The organism is Mycolicibacterium sp. 624, assembly GCF_040548615.1.
GTDB lineage: Bacteria > Actinomycetota > Actinomycetes > Mycobacteriales > Mycobacteriaceae > Mycobacterium.
The window spans coordinates 1,006,263-1,024,306 of the sequence record NZ_JBEPRZ010000001.1; the positions used below are offsets into that span (position 1 = coordinate 1,006,263).

Below are 18,044 nucleotides of genomic sequence, written 5' to 3' on the forward strand. Positions count from 1 at the left end.
GTGGAACCACACATCTCGACCCACAACGCGTGGGTGGAGTTTCCGATCTTCGACGCGAAGTCACGCTCGCTGAAGAAGGCCTTCCTCGGCAAGGCCGGCGGGACGATAGGTCGCAACAACTCCAACGTCGTGGTCATCGAGGCCCTGCGCGACATCACGATGTCGTTGAAGATGGGCGACCGGGTGGGCTTGGTCGGACACAACGGCGCCGGCAAGTCGACGCTGCTGCGCCTGCTGTCGGGTATCTATGAGCCCACTCGCGGCTCGGCGACCGTCACCGGCCGGGTGGCACCGGTCTTCGATCTGGGCGTCGGCATGGATCCGGAGATCTCCGGCATCGAGAACATCATCATCCGGGGGCTGTTCCTCGGGCAGACGCGCAAGCAGATGCTCGCGAAGGTCGACGAGATCGCGGACTTCACCGAACTCGGCGAGTACCTGTCGATGCCGCTGCGGACATACTCGACCGGTATGCGGGTGCGGCTGGCGATGGGCGTTGTCACCAGCATCGACCCCGAGATCCTGCTGCTCGATGAGGGTATCGGCGCCGTCGACGCGGAGTTCATGAAGAAGGCCCGCACGCGACTGCAGGATCTGGTGGCGCGGTCGGGAATCCTGGTGTTCGCCAGCCACTCCAACGAGTTCCTGGCTCAGCTCTGTGACACCGCCATGTGGGTCGACCACGGCACCATCAAGATGAGCGGCGGCATCGAGGAGGTCGTGCGCGCCTACGAGGGCGAGGACGCCGCCCGGCATGTCCGCGAGGTCATCGCCGAGAACGACCGCTGGGACTCGCCGGATGAGTGAGGCCGCCGGGCACGACGCCGACGAGCGGGTGTTCGCGGTGGTGGTGACCCACCGGCGCGTCGACGCCCTGGCGCGGTCGCTGCAGGCCGTCAGCACCCAACACCGGGCCCCCGATCACCTCATCGTCGTCGACAACGACAACGACCCCGCGGTGCGCGACCTCGTCGCGAGCCAGCCTGTGCCGAGCACCTACCTGGGCTCCGCGCGAAACCTCGGCGGCGCAGGCGGTTTCGCGCTGGGCATCCTGCACGCACTGGCCTCAGGGGCCGACTGGGTGTGGCTGGCCGACGATGACGGCCGCCCCGCCGACCAGTCGGTGCTGGGGACCCTGCTGGGCTGCGCGGCCCGGCACGCGCTGGCCGAGGTGTCGCCGATGGTGTGCGACCTGGACGACCCGACCAGGCTGGCCTTCCCCCTGCGGCGCGGACTGGTGTGGCGACGCCACGTCGCCGAGCTGAGGGTCGACGGCGCGGGTGACCTCCTGCCCGGTATCGCGTCACTGTTCAACGGCGCACTGTTTCGGGCGGCCACACTGGAAGCCGTTGGCGTGCCGGATATCCGGCTGTTCATCCGCGGCGACGAGGTGGACGTGCACCGCAGGCTGGTGGCATCTGGCCTGCCGTTCGGCACATGCCTGGACGCGGTGTACCTGCACCCGCAGGGCTCTGATGAGTTCAAGCCGATCCTGGGCGGCCGGATGCACACCCAGTATCCCGATGACGCCACCAAGCGCTACTTCACCTACCGCAACCGCGGTTATCTGCAGTCCCAGCGTGGCCTGCGCAAGCTGGTGCCCCAGGAGTGGATCCGGTTCGGGTGGTTCTTCCTGGTGACGCGGCGCGACCCGGCCGGGCTGGCGGAGTGGATCCGGCTGCGACGGCTGGGGAGACGCGAGAGGTTTTCTAAATGACGTTCACCGACGCGGCCGCGCAGTCGCGGACCTTCGCGCGCGCCTGGGGTGATCTGGCCGAGGGGTTCGCCAAGCGCGAGCTGTGGCTGCACCTGGGCTGGCAGGACATCAAGCAGCGCTACCGGCGTTCAGTGCTTGGTCCCATCTGGATCACCATCGCGACGGGCACCATGGCCGTGGCGCTCGGTGGCCTGTACTCCAAGCTGTTCAAACTCGAGCTGTCCGAGCACCTGCCGTATGTCACGCTCGGCTTGATCATCTGGAACCTGATCAACGCGTCCATCCTGGAGGGCGCCGACGTCTTCGTCGCCAACGAGGGCCTGATCAAACAGCTACCGACACCCCTGTCGGTGCACGTTTACCGCATGGTGTGGCGACAGGTGATCCTGTTCGCGCACAACATCATCATCTTCGTGGTGATCGCGATCATCTATCCGCAGCCGTGGAAGTGGACCGATCTGACCTTCATCCCGGCGCTGGCCCTCATCGTGCTGAACTGCGTCTGGGTCGCACTGTGCTTCGGCATCCTGGCCACGCGTTACCGCGATATCAGCCCGCTGCTGTTCAGTCTGGTGCAGCTGCTCTTCTATATGACACCGATCATCTGGAACGACCAGACACTGCGCAGTCAGGGCGCAGGCGGCTGGGCGAAGATCATCGAGTTCAACCCCCTGCTGCACTACCTCGACATCGTGCGCGCGCCGCTGCTCGGCGCCGATCAGGAGCTGCATCACTGGGTGGTGGTGATCGTGTTGACGATCGTCGGCTGGACCGTGACGGCGTTCGCCATGCGCCAGTACCGAGCGCGCGTGCCGTACTGGGTGTAAAAACCAAACTGTGTCGTCCTCGCCCGCCCCGTTGGTCGGGCGTGCGGACGAGGTGCACGCGCTGCGCACCCTGATCACCCGTGCCCGCAACGGGACGGGCGGTGCGCTGGTGGTCAGCGGCGACCCCGGCATCGGCAAGACCGCTCTGCTGGAAGCCGCGACCTGCGACCAGGCAGGCGTCACCGTCATCCGCTCCGACGGGTTCGAGGCCGAACTGGCGATGCCGTTCGCCGCACTGCAGCGGATGGGGATTCCACTCACCGAGCACGTCGACGCCCTGCCTGCCCGCCAGCGGCAGGCACTGGCCGTCGCGTGGGGTATCGAGGAGGGCCCAGCACCCGATCGGTTCCTCGTCGGGCTGGGCATGCTCGGCCTGCTGGCCGAGGCGGGCGGTACGAGACCCGTGATCTGCGTCGTTGACGACGCCCACTGGCTGGACTCCGAGTCGCGTGACGTCCTGGCATTCGTCGCGCGGCGACTGCAGGCCGAGTCGACCGCCCTGTTGTTCGGCGCCCGCGACACCGACGAGGCCACGTCACAGTTGGCCGGAATCCCAGCCCTGCGGCTCGGCGGCCTCGACACCGCCTCGGCCGTGTCGCTGTTGAGCACCACCGCCCCCGACTTGATCGATCCGTACGCCGCCACCCGGATCGCCACGGCAACCGGCGGCAATCCCCTTGCCCTGATCGACCTGGCCCGCGATCTGAACATCCGACAGCTCACCCACTTGTCGCTGTCCACCGAACCTGTCCCGATCAGCAGCCAACTGGAGGCGCACTACCTACGTCAGGTCCGCGAACTGCCCGACGATGCCCAGGTGTGGCTGCTCCTGGCCGCCGCCGAGCCCGCCGGACACCGCACGCTCATCATGAGTGCGGCTGCGGCCCTTGGCCTCTCACCCGACTGCGCGTCGGATGCCGCACATGCTCAGTTGATCGCCATCAGCGACTCCATCACGTTCCGGCACCCCTTGGTGCGCTCAGCGGTGTACGGCGCGGCGCCCGGGATGGACCGTCGGCGCGTTCACGCGGCTCTGGCGTTACGGGCCGGTGCCCTCGGCCTGCTCGACGTCGAGGCCTGGCATGCCGCGGAGTCCACCACCGGTACCGACGCCGCTGTCGCCGACAGGCTTGAGGCCGTCGCCGAGCGCGCCGCGCGCCGCGGCGGCCTGGTCTCGCAGGCTCGGCTGCTCACCCGCGCCGCCGATCTCACGCCTCGCGGCGCGAAACGCAACGATCGCCTGCTGTTCGCCGCCGAGGCCGCCGCCGATGCGGGAGCGGCACAGCTGTCGAAGGATCTGCTCGACAGCATCGATCCCGATGACCTCGTATCCGTTCAGCACGGGCGGATGATCAAGTTGCGCTGCGAAATTGCCCTCTTCATCGCCGATCCCGCACCCATCATGCAGGCTCCGGCGGACCTGCTGTCGGCCGCCGACCAGTTTCATGGCAAGGACCCCGACCTGGAGCAGAGAGCACTCCTGCGCGCCTTCGAACTCGCTTTCGTCGCCGACGCCTTGATGCAGGGCACCACACTGGACGAACTCGGCCGCCGCGTATTGGCCGGCGCCGATCTGCTGGAGGGCCCGCGAGCAATCATCATGCGGGGGCTCGCGGCGCACGCACTGCTGCCGTACGCCGAGGCGGTGCCGCTGATGCGAACGGCGCTGGACACCCTCGCCGCACTCGACGATCGGGAGGTGGCCTCCTACGGCTACGTCGGGATAACCCTCAGCACAGCGCTTTTCGACAAGAAGACAGGTGTGGACTACCTCGACCGACTCGCAGACATCGCTCGGGAGGCCGGCGACCTGCGCACCCTCGACACGGTGCTGTGGGTGCGGTCGCTCCTGGAACTCGATGCCGGTGATCCCGCCGCATGCGGTGTCTTCGTCAAACAGGTTCGCGAATTGCGCCAGGCCATCGGCTACGAGGCTGAGAACGTCGTCAACGTCGCCCATCTGGCGTGGACCGGGGCCCCGCGTGACCAGGTGGAACTGATCTCCGATGTGGTGCGCACCATGGGTTTCGGCGGCGTACACACCTCCGCCGTCACCGCGCTCGCCATCCGCGACCTCGCCGAGGGCCACTACCTCGACGCGCACACCCGACTCAAGCCCATCATCGAGGCGCCACTGCTACAGGTGACCTACATCCGATTCGCCGACTACGTCGAGGCGTCGGCCCGTAGCGGCCAGGCCGAGGACGCCGAGCGGACGGCAGGTCGGATCGCCGCGATGGCGGCCGCCAGCGGCACGGCGGCACTACGCGGACTCGATCAGCGGTGCCGCGCACTGCTGGCCACCGACGACCAGGCCGAGATGCACTATCTACAGGCGATCGAATTCCTCGACGTGGCGGACACACCTGCCGATCTGGGTCGTGCGCACCTGCTGTACGGCGAGTGGCTGCGGCGGATGCGACGCAGGCGCGACGCACGCACGCAGTTGCGCACCGCCGTCGAGATCTTCGACCGGATAGACGCGCCCGCCTTCGCCGCGCGGGCCCGAACCGAACTGGCTGCCACTGGCGAGACGGTGTCGCATCGCGAACTGGTGGCCGGTGTCGAGATGTCCCCCCGCGAGGCGTCCGTGGCACGCCTGGCCGCCAACGGGCAGACCAATGCCGAGATCGGTGCCGCTCTGTTCATCAGCGCCAACACTGTCGACTACCACCTGCGGAAGGTGTTCGGGAAGCTCGGCGTCTCATCCCGCAGGCAACTCGGCGAGCGGTTCGGCCGCGGCGACTGACCGTCGCGACTACGTGGTCCACGTGGTCCGGTGACGACGGTGGTTGCCGGAGGCTTCATCGCATGCCGCATGTGACGACCGAGGACGCCACACAGATCTTCTTCAGAGACTTCGGCTCGGGTAGCCCCGTCGTCCTCAGCCACGGTTGGCCGCTCAACGGCGATGCGTGGGAGGCCGCCGCGGTCTTCCTGGCCACCAACGGACACCGCGTGATCGCGCACGACCGACGCGGGCACGGCCGGTCGACACAGACCTGGCACGGCAACGAAATGGACACCTACGCCGACGATCTGGCGACGCTCATCGACACACTGGACCTCACGAACGTCACGCTGGTCGGGCACTCGACGGGTGGCGGTGAGGTCGTCCGCTACCTCGCCAGGCACGGGTCGCGGCGCGTGGCGCGACTGGTACTGGTGTCCGCCGTCCCACCGCTGATGCTGCGCACCGAGGACAATCCCGAGGGACTGGCATTGGCGACGTTCGACGCGTTGCGCACCGGGGAGGCGACGGGCCGCGGACAGCTGTACCGCGACCTCGCCGACGGCCCCTTCTTCGGCAACAACCGCAGCGGCCCCGAAAACGCTGTGTCCCAGGGTGTTCGCGACGCCTTCTGGCACCAGAGCATGGCCTGCGGGCACCGCGCGGCCTACGAGTGCATCGCCGCGTTCTCGGCCACCGACTTCCGGGCTGACCTCCGGGCCGTCGACGTCCCCACCCTCGTGATCCACGGCGACGACGATCAGATCGTCCCGTTCGACGTCGGAGGGAAGCGTTCCGCCGACCTGATCGACGGCGCGGTCCTCAAGGTGTACGAGGGTCGCCCGCACGGCCTTCCTGACACCGACCGCGCGCGTCTGCACGCGGACCTGCTCGCCTTCATCAACTCCACCGAAAGGAACTGAGATGACCGACAACCAACCACCCTGCGACACCATCGTCCTGGTGCACGGCCTCTGGATGACGCCGCGCAGCTGGGAGGGCTGGAAGGCCCGCTTCGAGGAGAAGGGCTACCGCGTCCTGACCCCGGCATACCCGGGCTTCGAGATCGAGGTCGAGGAACTGCGCGCCAACCCCGACGTCATCGCCAAGCTCACCGTCCCCGAGACGGTCGACCATCTGGCGAGCGTCATCGAGTCCGTCGAGGTGCCGCCGATCATCATGGGCCACTCGTTTGGCGGCACGCTGACGCAGCTGCTGTTGGCGCGCGGGCTCGGCGCCGCCGCCGTGGTCGTGGACTCCGCGCCGACCGAGGGCGTGCGCGTGAACCCACTGTCACAGGTGAAGTCGCTGTTCCCGGCGCTGAAGAACCCGGCCAACATCCACAAGGCCGTGGGCTTCACGCAGGAGGAGTTTCACTACGCCTTCACGAACACACTGTCGCGAGAGGACTCCGACGCGGTGTGGGAGCGCTATGCGATTGCGGCGCCGGGCAGTTGGGTCTGGCACTACGGGCTGATCGCCAACTTCCAGCCCGGACACCAGGAGACGTGGGTGGACTACAAGGCGGACCGGGCGCCGCTGCTGTTCATCGGCGGCGAGAAGGACCACATCATGCCGCCGTCGGTCAACAAGTCCAACGCCAAGCACTACGCGAAGTCGCCGGCGGTCACCGAGTACTTCGAGTTCGAGGGCCGCGACCACTGGACGTGCGCCGCACCCGGCTGGGAGGCCGTCGCCGACCACGCGCTGGACTGGGCGCTGGCGTACGCCGACACCAAGCCGCGGGGCAAGCACGTCGTGTGACCCGGGCCCCCCGAACGTGAACTAGATGTCGATCTTCGCGCGAGAGTTGACCATCTACTTCACGTTCGGCGGGGGTGGGTGGTGGCTCTCAGGCACTTCCCAGGATGTTCGGACGTTGGCCATACATGAGCATCCCGCCATATGAGCCGCCGAAGTCTCCGTCGATGCCCAGCGTGGGCAACACCCTGCTGTGTCCGAAGTGCGCCGGGGTCATGAAGACCTATGAGCGCAACGGCATCCACCTGGAACAATGCGATACCTGCAAGGGGATCTTCCTCGACTTCGGTGAACTCGAGTCGTTGACTCAGATGGAGAGCCGGTTCGTGCAGGCGGCACCGCCGCCGCCACCGGTCCAGCAGGGCTACGCGCCGGGACCCGACTACGGATACGGCCCGGGCTGGGGCAACCGCGGTAACAAGCACTACCGCAAGCAGGGCTTCGGCCGACTGTTCTTCTCGAGCTAGTCCTCGAGCGAGGACATCTGCTCGCATGCGGCAACCAACACGTCATCGTCAGGGTGGTTGGCTGCCGCCGCGATGACCGCGGCGCGGGCGAACGGCTCCAGCGTCGGCCACGGGTCACCGTCGGTTAGCGCCGGCCCGCCCGCCCCGCGGTACCCGTCGAGGAACACATGCCAGTCGGCGTCGGGCACCAGGCCAACCGCCCAGAACCCGGCGGGCCGGGCCAGGTCCCATGCGGGGTCTCCGACGCCCAGGTCGTCAATGTCGATGAGCACCCAGCGGCCATCGTGGCGGCCGAGCTGACCGAGGTGAAAGTCGCCGTGCACCAACGTCTCCCGGCCCTGCGGCGGAGGTGGCAGGCGAAGCCCTGACGCGGCGGCGCGGATGACGGCGGCACGCGGTCCCCCACCGAGACGGTCGATGGCGCGGCGCAATCGCTGCAACGCACCGTGGCCCAACGTGACGTCCTCGACGGGCTCGCGGTGCAGGCGCGCCAGCAGCTCGCCGGCCTCACGCCACGGCAGGTCGCGTGGTTCGGCTGTCACGACGTCGACCCGCGGCCAGCGGGTGCGCCACCGGTCGCCCACCCGCTCGGGCTCGGCGCTGCACGGCGACAACAACTCCGGAAGACGCACGGCGACCCGCAGGCGTCGTGCCAGTGCCTGCGGGTCCGTGCCCCATCGGTGGGTCTTGATGACGGTGTCGCCGTCGACGACGACCTCCGCACCGGACGGGGTGGTCAGAAAGCGCTCACTAGCGCCGCGGGGCCTTCATGCGGGTGGCCACGTTGAACCGGTTCCATGCGTTGATGGTGACAGCCATGCCGATCACCTGCGCCAGTTCCTTCTCGGTGAAGGCCGCGGCGGCCTTGGCGTAGACCTCGTCGGACACGTGGCCATGGTGCAGTTCGGTGATGGCCTCGGTCAGCTCCAGGGCTGCACGCTCCTTGTCGGTGAACAGCGTGCCTGCCTCGTCCCACGCGGCGATGAGCGCCAGACGCTGCTCGGTCTCACCCAGCTTGCGGGCGTCGGCGACGTGCATGTCGAGGCAGAACGCGCAGTGGTTGATCTGGCTGGCACGGATCTTGATCAGCTCGCCGATGATGGGCTCGATGTCCTTCGCCGACGCGGTGCTGAGCTTCATCATGCCGTCGTACAGCTCGGGCGAGACCTTGTAGATGTTCAGCCGGTCGATCGCGGTGGGATGTTCGAGTGTCTGTGTCATGCCCACAACGCTAGACCGCAAAGAACCATCCACATGGTTCAATCCAGGGGTGACTTCGAGGGCCAATTCTGGAAGCCGCGATCTGCACCTCGACCTGCGCGCCGCGATCACACCCGGCGCGCGAGGTGCCAGAGACCTGCTGCTCAGCGCGCTGCGCGACGCCGTGCGCACCGGCCGACTCGCGCCCAACACCATGCTGCCGCCGTCGCGCACACTGGCATCAGACCTGGGATTGGCCCGCAACACCGTCGCCGAGGCCTACGCGGATCTGGTCGCCGAGGGCTGGCTCGCCTCGCGACAGGGCGCGGGGACGTGGGTGGTCAACACCCGTGCCACGCCGCTGCCCAGTCAGCCGCGGGCCGCACCGGGCACCCCGATCCACAACCTGATGCCGGGCTCACCCGACGTCGCCGAGTTCCCGCGCAGCGCATGGCTGGCCTCCACCCGGCGCGCGCTCGCCACCGCTCCCACCGAGGCGCTGCGGATGAGCGACCCACGCGGGCGCATCGAACTGCGCGAGGCACTCGCCGAGTACCTCGGCAGGGTCCGCGGCGTCCGCACGTCACCCGACTCGATCGTCATCTGCGCGGGCACCCGCCACGCCGTCGAGATCCTCGGCCGGGTGTTCGCCGATTCCGGGCCCATCGCCGTCGAGGCCTACTCCCTTTTCGTGTTCCGCGAGGCACTCGCCGCCATCGGCGTGCCGACCACACCGCTGCCCATCGACGAGCACGGCGCCGTCATCGCCGGCCTGGACCGTACCGACGCCGCCGCTGCCCTCCTCACCCCCGCCCACCACTTCCCGCACGGTGTGCCACTGCACCCCACCAGGCGCACCGCGGTACTCGACTGGGCCCAGCGCAGCAACGGCTACCTGTTGGAGGACGACTACGACGGCGAGTTCCGCTACGACCGCCAACCCATCGGGTCGGTGCAGGGACTGGACCCCGACCGCGTGGTCTACCTGGGTTCGGCCAGCAAGAGCCTGTCGCCGGTGCTGCGGCTGGGCTGGATGGTGCTGCCCGAGGACCTCATCGATGCGGCCATCACCGCCATGGGCGGCCAGCAGTTCTACGTCAGCGGCATCGCGCAGCTGACGATGGCCGACTTCATCGCCAGCGGCAACTACGACAAGCACGTCCGACGCATGCGCCTGAGCTACCGGCGCCGTCGCGACCGCCTTGTCGAGGCACTCGAACCGTTCGACGTCGGGATCAGCGGGCTGTCAGCGGGGTTGCACCTGATGCTGACGCTGCCCGAGGGCACCGAGGCCGAGGTCATGCGGCGCGCGGGCGAGGCGGGTATCGCGCTGTCGGGCCTCGCGCTGCTGCGCCATCCCGACGCGGGACCGCAGACACCGGCCATCGACGGGATCGTGGTGAGCTTCGGAACACCTGCCGAACACGCCTTCGGCGCGGCCGTCGACGCCCTGTGCGGTGTCCTCGGCGCCGTGTGTAGGTGAATCCGGCCGACGGCTAACCCCTAAGCTTCCTCAGGTGGCCGAGCCCCCGATGTCGCCCAACCTGAGCCTGACCACCCAGATGTGGCGATTCCTCGTCACCGGCGGGTTCTCCGCGATCGTCGACTATGGGCTGTACGTCGGGCTGCACGCCCTTGGACTGCAACGCGACCTGGCGAAGGTGATCAGCTTCATCGCGGGCACCACCACGGCATATCTGATCAACCGAAGGTGGACGTTCCAGGCACCGCCGAGCAATGCACGCTTCATCGCCGTTTGCGTGCTGTACGCGCTCACCTTCGCGGTACAGGTCGGCATCAACCACGTGCTTTACACGGCATGGGCCGACAAATCATGGGGCGTGCCGGTCGCGTTCGTCATCGCCCAGGGCACGGCGACAGTGATCAACTTCGTGGTGCAGCGAGCGGTGATCTTCAAGCTCAGATGAGCGAGGGCGGTACCCTTCATCACTGATATGTCTACCGAATCTGGCAGGACCCTGCCGCTGACGTCGCGTGCCCTGACCGGTTTCGGTCGTACCGCGCCGAGCGTGGCCCACGTGCTGTCGACCCCCGACGTCGAGGTCATCGCCGCCGCCGTCCGACGGGTCGCGGACGCCTCCGCCAGCGATCCGTCACACTTCCACCGCGGCATCATCGCGCGCGGACTCGGGCGCTCCTACGGCGACCACTCCTGCAACGGCGGCGGCATCGTCGTCGACATGACCGCACTGAACACCGTGCACTCCATCTCTGCCGACACCGCGATCGCCGATGTGGACGGCGGCGTCAGCCTCGACCAGCTGATGAAGGCCGCGCTGCCCTTCGGTTTGTGGGTCCCGGTGCTGCCGGGCACCCGGCAGGTGACCATCGGCGGCGCCATCGGCTCCGATATCCACGGCAAGAACCACCACAGCGCAGGCAGCTTCGGCAACCATGTGCTGTCGATGGACCTGTTGATGGCCGACGGCGACGTCCGCACCCTCACCCCCGATGGCCCGGACAGTGAGCTCTTCTGGGCCACCGTCGGCGGCAACGGGCTGACCGGCATTGTGATTCGCGCCCGAATCGCCATGACCCGCACCGAGACGGCCTATTTCATCGCCGACGGTGTAGCCACCGCGGACCTGGACGAGACCATCGCCGTGCATCAGGACGGCAGCGAGGACAACTACACCTACTCCAGCGCCTGGTTCGACCTGATCAGCCCGCCCCCGAAATTGGGCCGGGCGGCGGTCAGCCGGGGCAGCCTGGCCAGACTGGATCAGCTGCCTGCGAAGCTGGCGAAGAATCCGCTGCAGTTCGCCGCGCCGCAGCTGCCCGCCGTGCCGAACCTGTTCCCGGTCAGCGTCATGAACAAGCTCTCGCTCAGCCTGGTCGGCGAGGCCTTCTACCGGATGAGCGGCAACTACCAGAACAAGATCGTCAACCTGACGCAGTTCTACCATATGCTCGACATCACCACCGGATGGCAATACGCCTATGGCCCAGCGGGTTTCGCGCAACACCAGTTCCTGGTGCCACCGGATGCCCTCGACGAGTTCAAGGCCATCATCCGCTGGATCCAGACACGCGGCCATTACTCGGCTCTGAACGTGTTCAAACTGTTCGGCCCGGGCAATCCAGCACCGCTGAGCTTCCCCATGAAGGGCTGGAACGTCGCGATGGACTTCCCGAACAAGCCGGGTGTCAACGAGTTCCTCAACGAACTTGACACTCGCGTCATGGAGTTCGGCGGACGCATCTACACCGCCAAGGACTCCCGAGTCAGTGCAGAGAATTTTCACAAGATGTACCCGCGCGTTGATGAATGGATCGCGGTGCGCCGCAAGGCTGATCCACACGGCGTCTTCGCCTCCGACATGGCGCGCCGCCTCGAACTGCTTTAGAAAGGCTCTGCCCCTACATGATTGACGCCACCGGAAACCCGCAGACCATCCTGCTATTGGGCGGCACCTCCGAGATCGGCCTGGCCATCTGTGAGCGCTATCTGCGCAACGCGAAGGCCCGGGTGATCCTTGCCGACCTGCCCAACGCACCCAAGCGGGACGCGGCCATCGCACAGTTGCAGGCCGCCGGCGCCAAGTCGGTGGAATACCTGGACTTCGACGCCGTGGACACCGCCTCCCACCCGGCCGTCATCGAGGCCGCCTGGGCCAACGGCGATGTCGACGTCGCCATCGTGGCGTTCGGCATCCTGGGTGACGCCGAGGAACTGTGGCAGAACCAGGCCAAGGCGGTGCTGACGGCTCAGGTCAACTACACCGCCGCGGTCTCGGTCGGGGTGCTGATCGGCGAGCGGATGCGGGCCCAGGGTTTCGGGCAGATCATCGCGATGTCCTCGGTGGCCGGCGAGCGCGTGCGCCGCTCCAACTTCGTCTATGGCTCCACCAAGGCCGGCCTGGACGGCTTCTACCTCGGACTCGGGGAGGCGTTGCGCGAGTTCGGCGTTCATGTGCTCGTCATCCGACCGGGTCAGGTCCGGACCACCACCACCCTGGACCACTGGAAGGCCACCGGCGCCAAGGAGGCGCCCTTCACGGTCGACAAGGAGGACGTCGCCGAGCTGGCGGTGTCGTCGGCAGCCAAGGGCAAGGACCTGGTCTGGGCACCGGGACCGGTGCGGTACCTGATGGCCGTGATGCGGCACATCCCGCGGCCGGTCTTCCGCAAGCTCCCGATCTGACGCCCGGTGGGCAGGAGCGAAGCGACCCGGGGGATGTGGCGCGTGGATCGCACCATCAGGACGGCGGGCCAGATGCTGGCTGCCGCCGTCGCCGCGGTGCTGATCTCCGTCGTGGCTCTGGCAGCCATCTCACGGGTGGAATGGCCCGCATTCAACTCCAGCAACCAGCTGCACGCCCTCACCACCGTCGGCCAGTTCGCCTGTCTGGCAGGACTGTTGGCGTCCGGCTGGCTGTGGCGACGAGGTAGGCACCGACTCGCAGGGGCCGGCGCCGTGACGTTCCTGTCGGCATTCTCGCTCGTCACGCTCGCCATGCCGCTTGGCGCCACCAAGCTCTACCTGTTCGGCGTCTCGGTTGATCAGCAGTTCCGCACCGAGTACCTGACGCGGCTCGCCGACTCGGCGGTCCCCCGCGATATGACCTACATCGGCCTGCCGCCGTTCTACCCGCCCGGCTGGTTCTGGCTTGGCGGACGGATGGCCGACCTCACCGGGATGCCTGCATGGGAGGCCTTCAAGCCTTGGTCGATCATCTCGATCACCGTCGCCGTTGTCGTCGCGTTCGTGCTGTGGGCCAACATGATTCGCTTCGAGAATGCACTCATCGTGACGACGGCCACCGCCGCGGTCACGTTGGCGTACACGTCGACTGAGCCCTACGCGGCGATCATCACCGTGCTGCTGCCGCCGGTCTTCGTGCTGGCGTGGTCCGGCCTGCGGGGACGCACCCGGAACGGTGGGTGGGCCGCGGTGATCGGAGTGGGGCTGTTCCTCGGTGCGGCCGCGCTGTTCTACACACTGCTGTTCCTCTACTGCGCCTTCACCCTGACGATCATGGGGTTGGTGCTGGTCGTCGCGCGCTCCGGGCGGGACAGGCTCGACCCCGTGCTGCGGCTAGTCGTCATCGCCGTCATCTCCGGCGCCATCGCGCTGATCGGGTGGGCGCCCTACCTGCTGGCTGCGCTCAAGGGCGCACCCGCGGACTCCGGAACCGCGCAGCACTATCTGCCGGCGGACGGCGCCCAGCTCACGTTCCCGATGCTGTCCTTCACCCTGCTTGGCGCGCTGTGCATGCTCGGCACACTGTGGCTGGTCGCCTACGCCCGCAGCTCCACCCGCGCCGGTGCGTTGGCCGTCGCGGTCCTCGCCGTCTACGCCTGGTCGCTGCTGTCCATGCTGACCACTCTGGCTGGCACCACGCTGCTGTCATTCAGGTTGCAGCCGACCCTGAGCGTGCTGCTGACGGCCGCGGGCGTGTTCGGCTTCATCGAGGCCACCCACGCATTGGCGGCCCGATACCAACCCACCACGGGGCGACGCGTCCTGGCCGGCGCGACGATCATCGGCGCGATCGGCGCCATGACGTTCAGCCAGGACATCCCCAACGTGCTGCGGCCCGATATCGCCGTCGCCTACACCGACACCGACGGCTCCGGACAGCGTGCCGACCGCAGACCACCCGGCGCGGAGCGCTACTACGCCGAGATCGACGAGCGCATCACCGCGACCACGGGACGGCCGCGCAACGAGACGGTCGTCATGACGGCCGACTACAGCTTCCTGGCCTTCCACCCGTACTACGGCTTCCAGGGCTTGACGTCGCACTACGCCAACCCGCTCGCGCAGTTCGACGAACGCTCGGCCGCGATCGAGGGCTGGGCCACGCTCACCAAACCCGATGAGCTCATCGCGAACCTCGACGGGCTGCCGTGGCAACCGCCGACGGTGTTCCTGATGCGCCACGGCGCCAATGACACCTACACGCTGCGGCTTGCCAGCGACGTCTACCCCAATCAGCCGAACGTGCGGCGCTACCAGGTCACCCTCGACGCCGCCCTGTTCGACGACCCGCGCTGGGACGTCACCGACATCGGGCCGTTCGTGCTCGCGATCCGAACATGACCGGCAAGGGATCGCCGCAGGCCGGACCACTACCATCTAGGCCCGTGGTCCAAGACGCGGTGCCGGTGCGCAACCATCGAACCGCGCGCATCATCGCGATCGTCGCCGGCCTGCTCGGGGCGGTGTTCGCAATGGCGACCCCGATGCTCCCGGTCGAGCAGACCACCGCCGAACTCAACTGGCCGCAAAACGGCGTCCTGAACAGCGTCGATGCGCCGCTGATCGGGTACGTGCCCACTGCGCTCAACGTCTCGATCCCGTGCAGTGCCGCGGCCGAACTATCCGGCACACGCAACGTGCTGCTATCGACCGTGCCCAAGCAGGCACCCAAGGCCATCGACCGTGGGCTGCTCATCGAGCGCGTCGGTGACAACCTGCTTGTCATCGTCCGCAACACCCCCGTGGTCAGCGCACCGCTGGACCAGGTGCTCAGCCCCGCCTGCGAGCGCCTGACGTTCACCGCACACGCCGACCAGGTCACCGGCGAGTTCGTCGGCCTTGTCACCGGCCCGGACTCCGACAAGCCCGGCCAGCCCCTGCGAGGCGAGCGTGGCGGCTACGACTTCCGGCCGCAGATCGTCGGCGTCTTCACCGACCTGTCCGGACCCGCGCCGCCGGGCCTCACGTTCACCGCCACCATCGACTCCCGCTACAGCAGCACCCCGACGCTGCTGAAGACGCTGGCCATGGTGCTTGGCGTCGCCCTGACCATCGTCGCGCTCGGCGCGCTGCACGTCCTGGACTCCGCGGACGGCGTCCGGCACCGGCGCTTTCTGCCGCAGCGGTGGTGGTCACTGTCCGCGCTGGACGGAATCGTGGCGACGGTACTGGTGTGGTGGCACTTCGTCGGCGCCAACACCGCCGACGACGGCTACATCCTGACCATGGCTAGGGTCTCCGACGGCGCCGGCTACATGGCCAACTACTACCGCTGGTTCGGCACCCCCGAGGCGCCGTTCGGCTGGTACTACGACCTGCTCGCACTGTGGGCACACGTCAGCACCGCCAGCGTCTGGGTGCGGCTGCCCACGCTGGTGATGGCCCTGGCCTGCTGGTGGGTGATCAGCCGCGAGGTGATCCCCCGCCTCGGACATGCGGTCAAGCACAGCCGGGCCGCGGCATGGACCGCGGCGGGCATGTTCCTCGCCTTCTGGCTGCCGCTGAACAACGGACTGCGGCCCGAGCCGATCATCGCGCTGGGCATCCTGCTCACCTGGTGCTCGGTGGAGCGCGGTGTGGCCACCAGCAGGCTGCTGCCGGTGGCGATAGCGATCATCATCGGCGCGCTGACACTATTCTCCGGGCCCACCGGCATCGCCGCCGTCGGCGCCCTGCTTGTCGCGATCGGTCCGCTGAAGACCATTGTCGGACAGCACACCTCGCGTTTCGGGCACCTCGCACTGCTGGCGCCCATCCTGGCGGCGTGCACCGTCACCGTCATCCTCATCTTCCGCGACCAGACGCTTGTCGGCGAGCTGCAGGCCAGCACCTTCAAGTCGGCGGTCGGCCCCAGCCTGGCGTGGTTCGACGAGCACATCCGCTACGAACGCCTCTTCATGGCCAGCCCCGACGGGTCCATCGCGCGCCGCTTCGCGGTCCTGGTCGTGCTCCTGTCGCTGGCCGTGTCGGTGGCGATGATCCTGCGCAAGGGCAAGATTCCCGGCACGGCACTGGGGCCCAGCCGACGCATCATCGGCATCACCGTCATCTCGTTCCTGGCGATGATGTTCACCCCCACCAAGTGGACCCACCACTTCGGCGTGTTCGCCGGTCTCGCAGGCTCACTCGGCGCGCTGGCCGCGGTCGCCGTGACGGCGGCAGCCATGAAATCCCGGCGCAACCGGACCATCTTCGCCGCCGCAGTGTTCTTCGTCTGCGCACTGTCGTTCGCCAGCGTCAACGGCTGGTGGTACGTGTCCAACTTCGGCGTGCCGTGGTCGAATCAGTTCCCGGAGTGGACGTTCGGCTTCACCACAATCCTGCTCGGCCTGTCCGTGCTGGCACTGCTCGTCGCCGCGTGGTTCCACTTCACCGGCCGCGACAACACTCCGCCATCGAAACCCAGGCGCTGGTCGCGAGTTGCCCAGGCCCCGTTGGCCGTCGCCGTGTGGGTGGTCGTCATATTCGAGGTGGCCTCCCTGACGCTTGGCATGATCGACCAGTACCCGGCGTGGTCCGTCGGCCGGTCCAATCTCGAGGCGCTTACCGGCAAGACGTGCGGCCTCGCCAACGACGTGATGGTCGAGCGCGACCCCAATGCCGGTGTCCTGCAGCCCGTCGACGCTCCGGTGGGCGCCGCGCTGGGCGCCGTGACCGCGCGCGGCTTCACCCCCAACGGGATTCCCGCCGACCTGTCGGCCGACCCCGTCATGGAACCCGAGGGCAGCGATAACTTCGCCGACTCGGACGGCTCCGTCGTCACGGGAAGTGAGCCCGGCACCGAGGGTGGCACGACCGCCGCGGCCGGAGTCAACGGTTCACGCGCCCGGCTGCCGTACGGCCTGAACCCCGCGCAGGTACCCGTCATGGGCAGCTGGCGCTCGGGTCCGCAGCAGCCGGCCGCCTTGCGATCCGCCTGGTATCGGCTGCCGCCCAGTGACGAACGCGGACCCCTTCTCGTCATCGCCGCTGCGGGCCGATTCGACCCCGGCGAGGTCACCGTGCAGTGGGCCACCGACGAACAGGCCGCGCGCAACGAACCAGGTGGCGGCATCGGCTTCGCCGACGTCGGCGCCGCACCCGCATGGCGCAACCTTCGCGCGCCCATGGGCGCCATCCCGGACGACGCCACCGTGGTGCGCGTCGTCGCCTCCGACGATGACCTCGCACCCCAGCACTGGATCGCGGTGACACCGCCACGCATCCCGTCACTGGAGACCCTGCAACAGGTCGTCGGCTCGAATGACCCGGTGCTGCTCGACTGGCTCGTCGGCCTGGCCTTCCCGTGCCAACGTCCGTTCGGCCACGTCAACGGCGTCACCGAGGTGCCCAAGTGGCGGATCCTGCCCGACCGATTCGGCGCGGAGGCCAACTCGCCGGTGATGGACTACCTCGGCGGTGGACCGCTCGGCATCACCGAGCTGTTGGTGCGGGCCACACCGGTGCCGACCTATCTCCGCGACGACTGGTTCCGGGACTGGGGCGCTCTGCAGCAGCTGACGCCGTGGTACCCCAACGCCGAACCCGCACGCATCGATCTGGGCACGGCGACGCGCAGCGGGTTGTGGAGCCCAGGGCCACTGCGGCTGTCCTGACCACCGTGTAGACAAATGAT

Annotated in this window: 15 protein-coding genes; 13 read left to right on the top strand and 2 right to left on the bottom strand. The window is 68.0% G+C overall.

Features of this window, described 5'->3' with window-relative positions:
* From wzt to ABIA65_RS04640, 7 genes are all read left to right on the top strand, one after another.
* Complete coding sequence (wzt, locus tag ABIA65_RS04610; protein WP_354522780.1) at positions 1–807, top strand: galactan export ABC transporter ATP-binding subunit Wzt/RfbE; 807 nt, start codon at positions 1–3, stop codon at positions 805–807.
* On the top strand, positions 800–1,717 hold the full coding sequence (gene glfT1 / locus ABIA65_RS04615; protein ID WP_354522781.1) for a galactofuranosyltransferase GlfT1: 918 nt from the start codon (positions 800–802) through the stop codon (positions 1,715–1,717). The genes wzt and glfT1 overlap by 8 nt, the downstream gene beginning before the upstream one ends.
* Entirely contained in the window at positions 1,714–2,544 is an 831-nt protein-coding gene (wzm, locus tag ABIA65_RS04620) for a galactan export ABC transporter permease subunit Wzm/RfbD (protein ID WP_241402551.1), read from the top strand. The genes glfT1 and wzm overlap by 4 nt, the downstream gene beginning before the upstream one ends.
* 10 nt (positions 2,545–2,554) lie before the next feature.
* Positions 2,555–5,293, top strand: a complete 2,739-nt coding sequence (locus ABIA65_RS04625) for an AAA family ATPase (RefSeq protein ID WP_354522783.1) — start codon at positions 2,555–2,557, stop codon at positions 5,291–5,293.
* Positions 5,294–5,355: 62 nt separating this feature from the next.
* Positions 5,356–6,198: an alpha/beta fold hydrolase gene (locus ABIA65_RS04630; RefSeq protein ID WP_354522784.1), complete on the top strand. Its 843-nt coding sequence runs from the start codon at positions 5,356–5,358 to the stop codon at positions 6,196–6,198.
* A gap of 1 nt (position 6,199) precedes the next feature.
* Positions 6,200–7,039 carry an alpha/beta hydrolase gene (locus ABIA65_RS04635; RefSeq protein ID WP_354522785.1) on the top strand — a complete coding sequence of 280 codons (840 nt, stop codon included), beginning with the start codon at positions 6,200–6,202 and terminating at the stop codon, positions 7,037–7,039.
* Between the two features lie 125 nt (positions 7,040–7,164).
* On the top strand, positions 7,165–7,503 hold the full coding sequence (locus ABIA65_RS04640) for a TFIIB-type zinc ribbon-containing protein (protein WP_354522787.1): 339 nt from the start codon (positions 7,165–7,167) through the stop codon (positions 7,501–7,503).
* On the opposite strand, the gene ABIA65_RS04645 is transcribed toward ABIA65_RS04640, so the two are convergent.
* Positions 7,500–8,135 carry a phosphotransferase family protein gene (locus tag ABIA65_RS04645; protein WP_354522789.1) on the bottom strand — a complete coding sequence of 212 codons (636 nt, stop codon included), beginning with the start codon at positions 8,133–8,135 and terminating at the stop codon, positions 7,500–7,502. The genes ABIA65_RS04640 and ABIA65_RS04645 overlap by 4 nt on opposite strands.
* A 118-nt stretch (positions 8,136–8,253) precedes the next feature.
* On the bottom strand, positions 8,254–8,724 hold the full coding sequence (locus ABIA65_RS04650) for a carboxymuconolactone decarboxylase family protein (protein ID WP_354522790.1): 471 nt from the start codon (positions 8,722–8,724) through the stop codon (positions 8,254–8,256).
* Here ABIA65_RS04650 and pdxR point away from each other — a divergent pair.
* The 6 genes from pdxR to ABIA65_RS04680 are packed head-to-tail and all read left to right on the top strand — an operon-like array spanning position 8,723 to position 18,024.
* Positions 8,723–10,186: a MocR-like pyridoxine biosynthesis transcription factor PdxR gene (gene pdxR, locus ABIA65_RS04655; RefSeq protein WP_502919513.1), complete on the top strand. Its 1,464-nt coding sequence runs from the start codon at positions 8,723–8,725 to the stop codon at positions 10,184–10,186. The genes ABIA65_RS04650 and pdxR overlap by 2 nt on opposite strands.
* 49 nt (positions 10,187–10,235) lie before the next feature.
* A complete protein-coding gene (locus ABIA65_RS04660) occupies positions 10,236–10,631 on the top strand; it encodes a GtrA family protein (protein WP_241405429.1) in 396 nt (131 codons plus the stop codon).
* A gap of 27 nt (positions 10,632–10,658) precedes the next feature.
* On the top strand, positions 10,659–12,071 hold the full coding sequence (dprE1, locus tag ABIA65_RS04665; RefSeq protein WP_241402544.1) for a decaprenylphosphoryl-beta-D-ribose oxidase: 1,413 nt from the start codon (positions 10,659–10,661) through the stop codon (positions 12,069–12,071).
* Between the two features lie 17 nt (positions 12,072–12,088).
* Positions 12,089–12,868, top strand: coding sequence for a decaprenylphospho-beta-D-erythro-pentofuranosid-2-ulose 2-reductase (dprE2, locus tag ABIA65_RS04670; protein ID WP_241402543.1), 780 nt, complete (start codon positions 12,089–12,091; stop codon positions 12,866–12,868).
* 33 nt (positions 12,869–12,901) lie between these two features.
* Positions 12,902–14,770, top strand: a complete 1,869-nt coding sequence (locus ABIA65_RS04675) for a galactan 5-O-arabinofuranosyltransferase (protein ID WP_502919514.1) — start codon at positions 12,902–12,904, stop codon at positions 14,768–14,770.
* Positions 14,767–18,024, top strand: coding sequence for an arabinosyltransferase domain-containing protein (locus ABIA65_RS04680; RefSeq protein ID WP_354522793.1), 3,258 nt, complete (start codon positions 14,767–14,769; stop codon positions 18,022–18,024). The genes ABIA65_RS04675 and ABIA65_RS04680 overlap by 4 nt, the downstream gene beginning before the upstream one ends.
* Positions 18,025–18,044 lie beyond the last annotated feature (20 nt).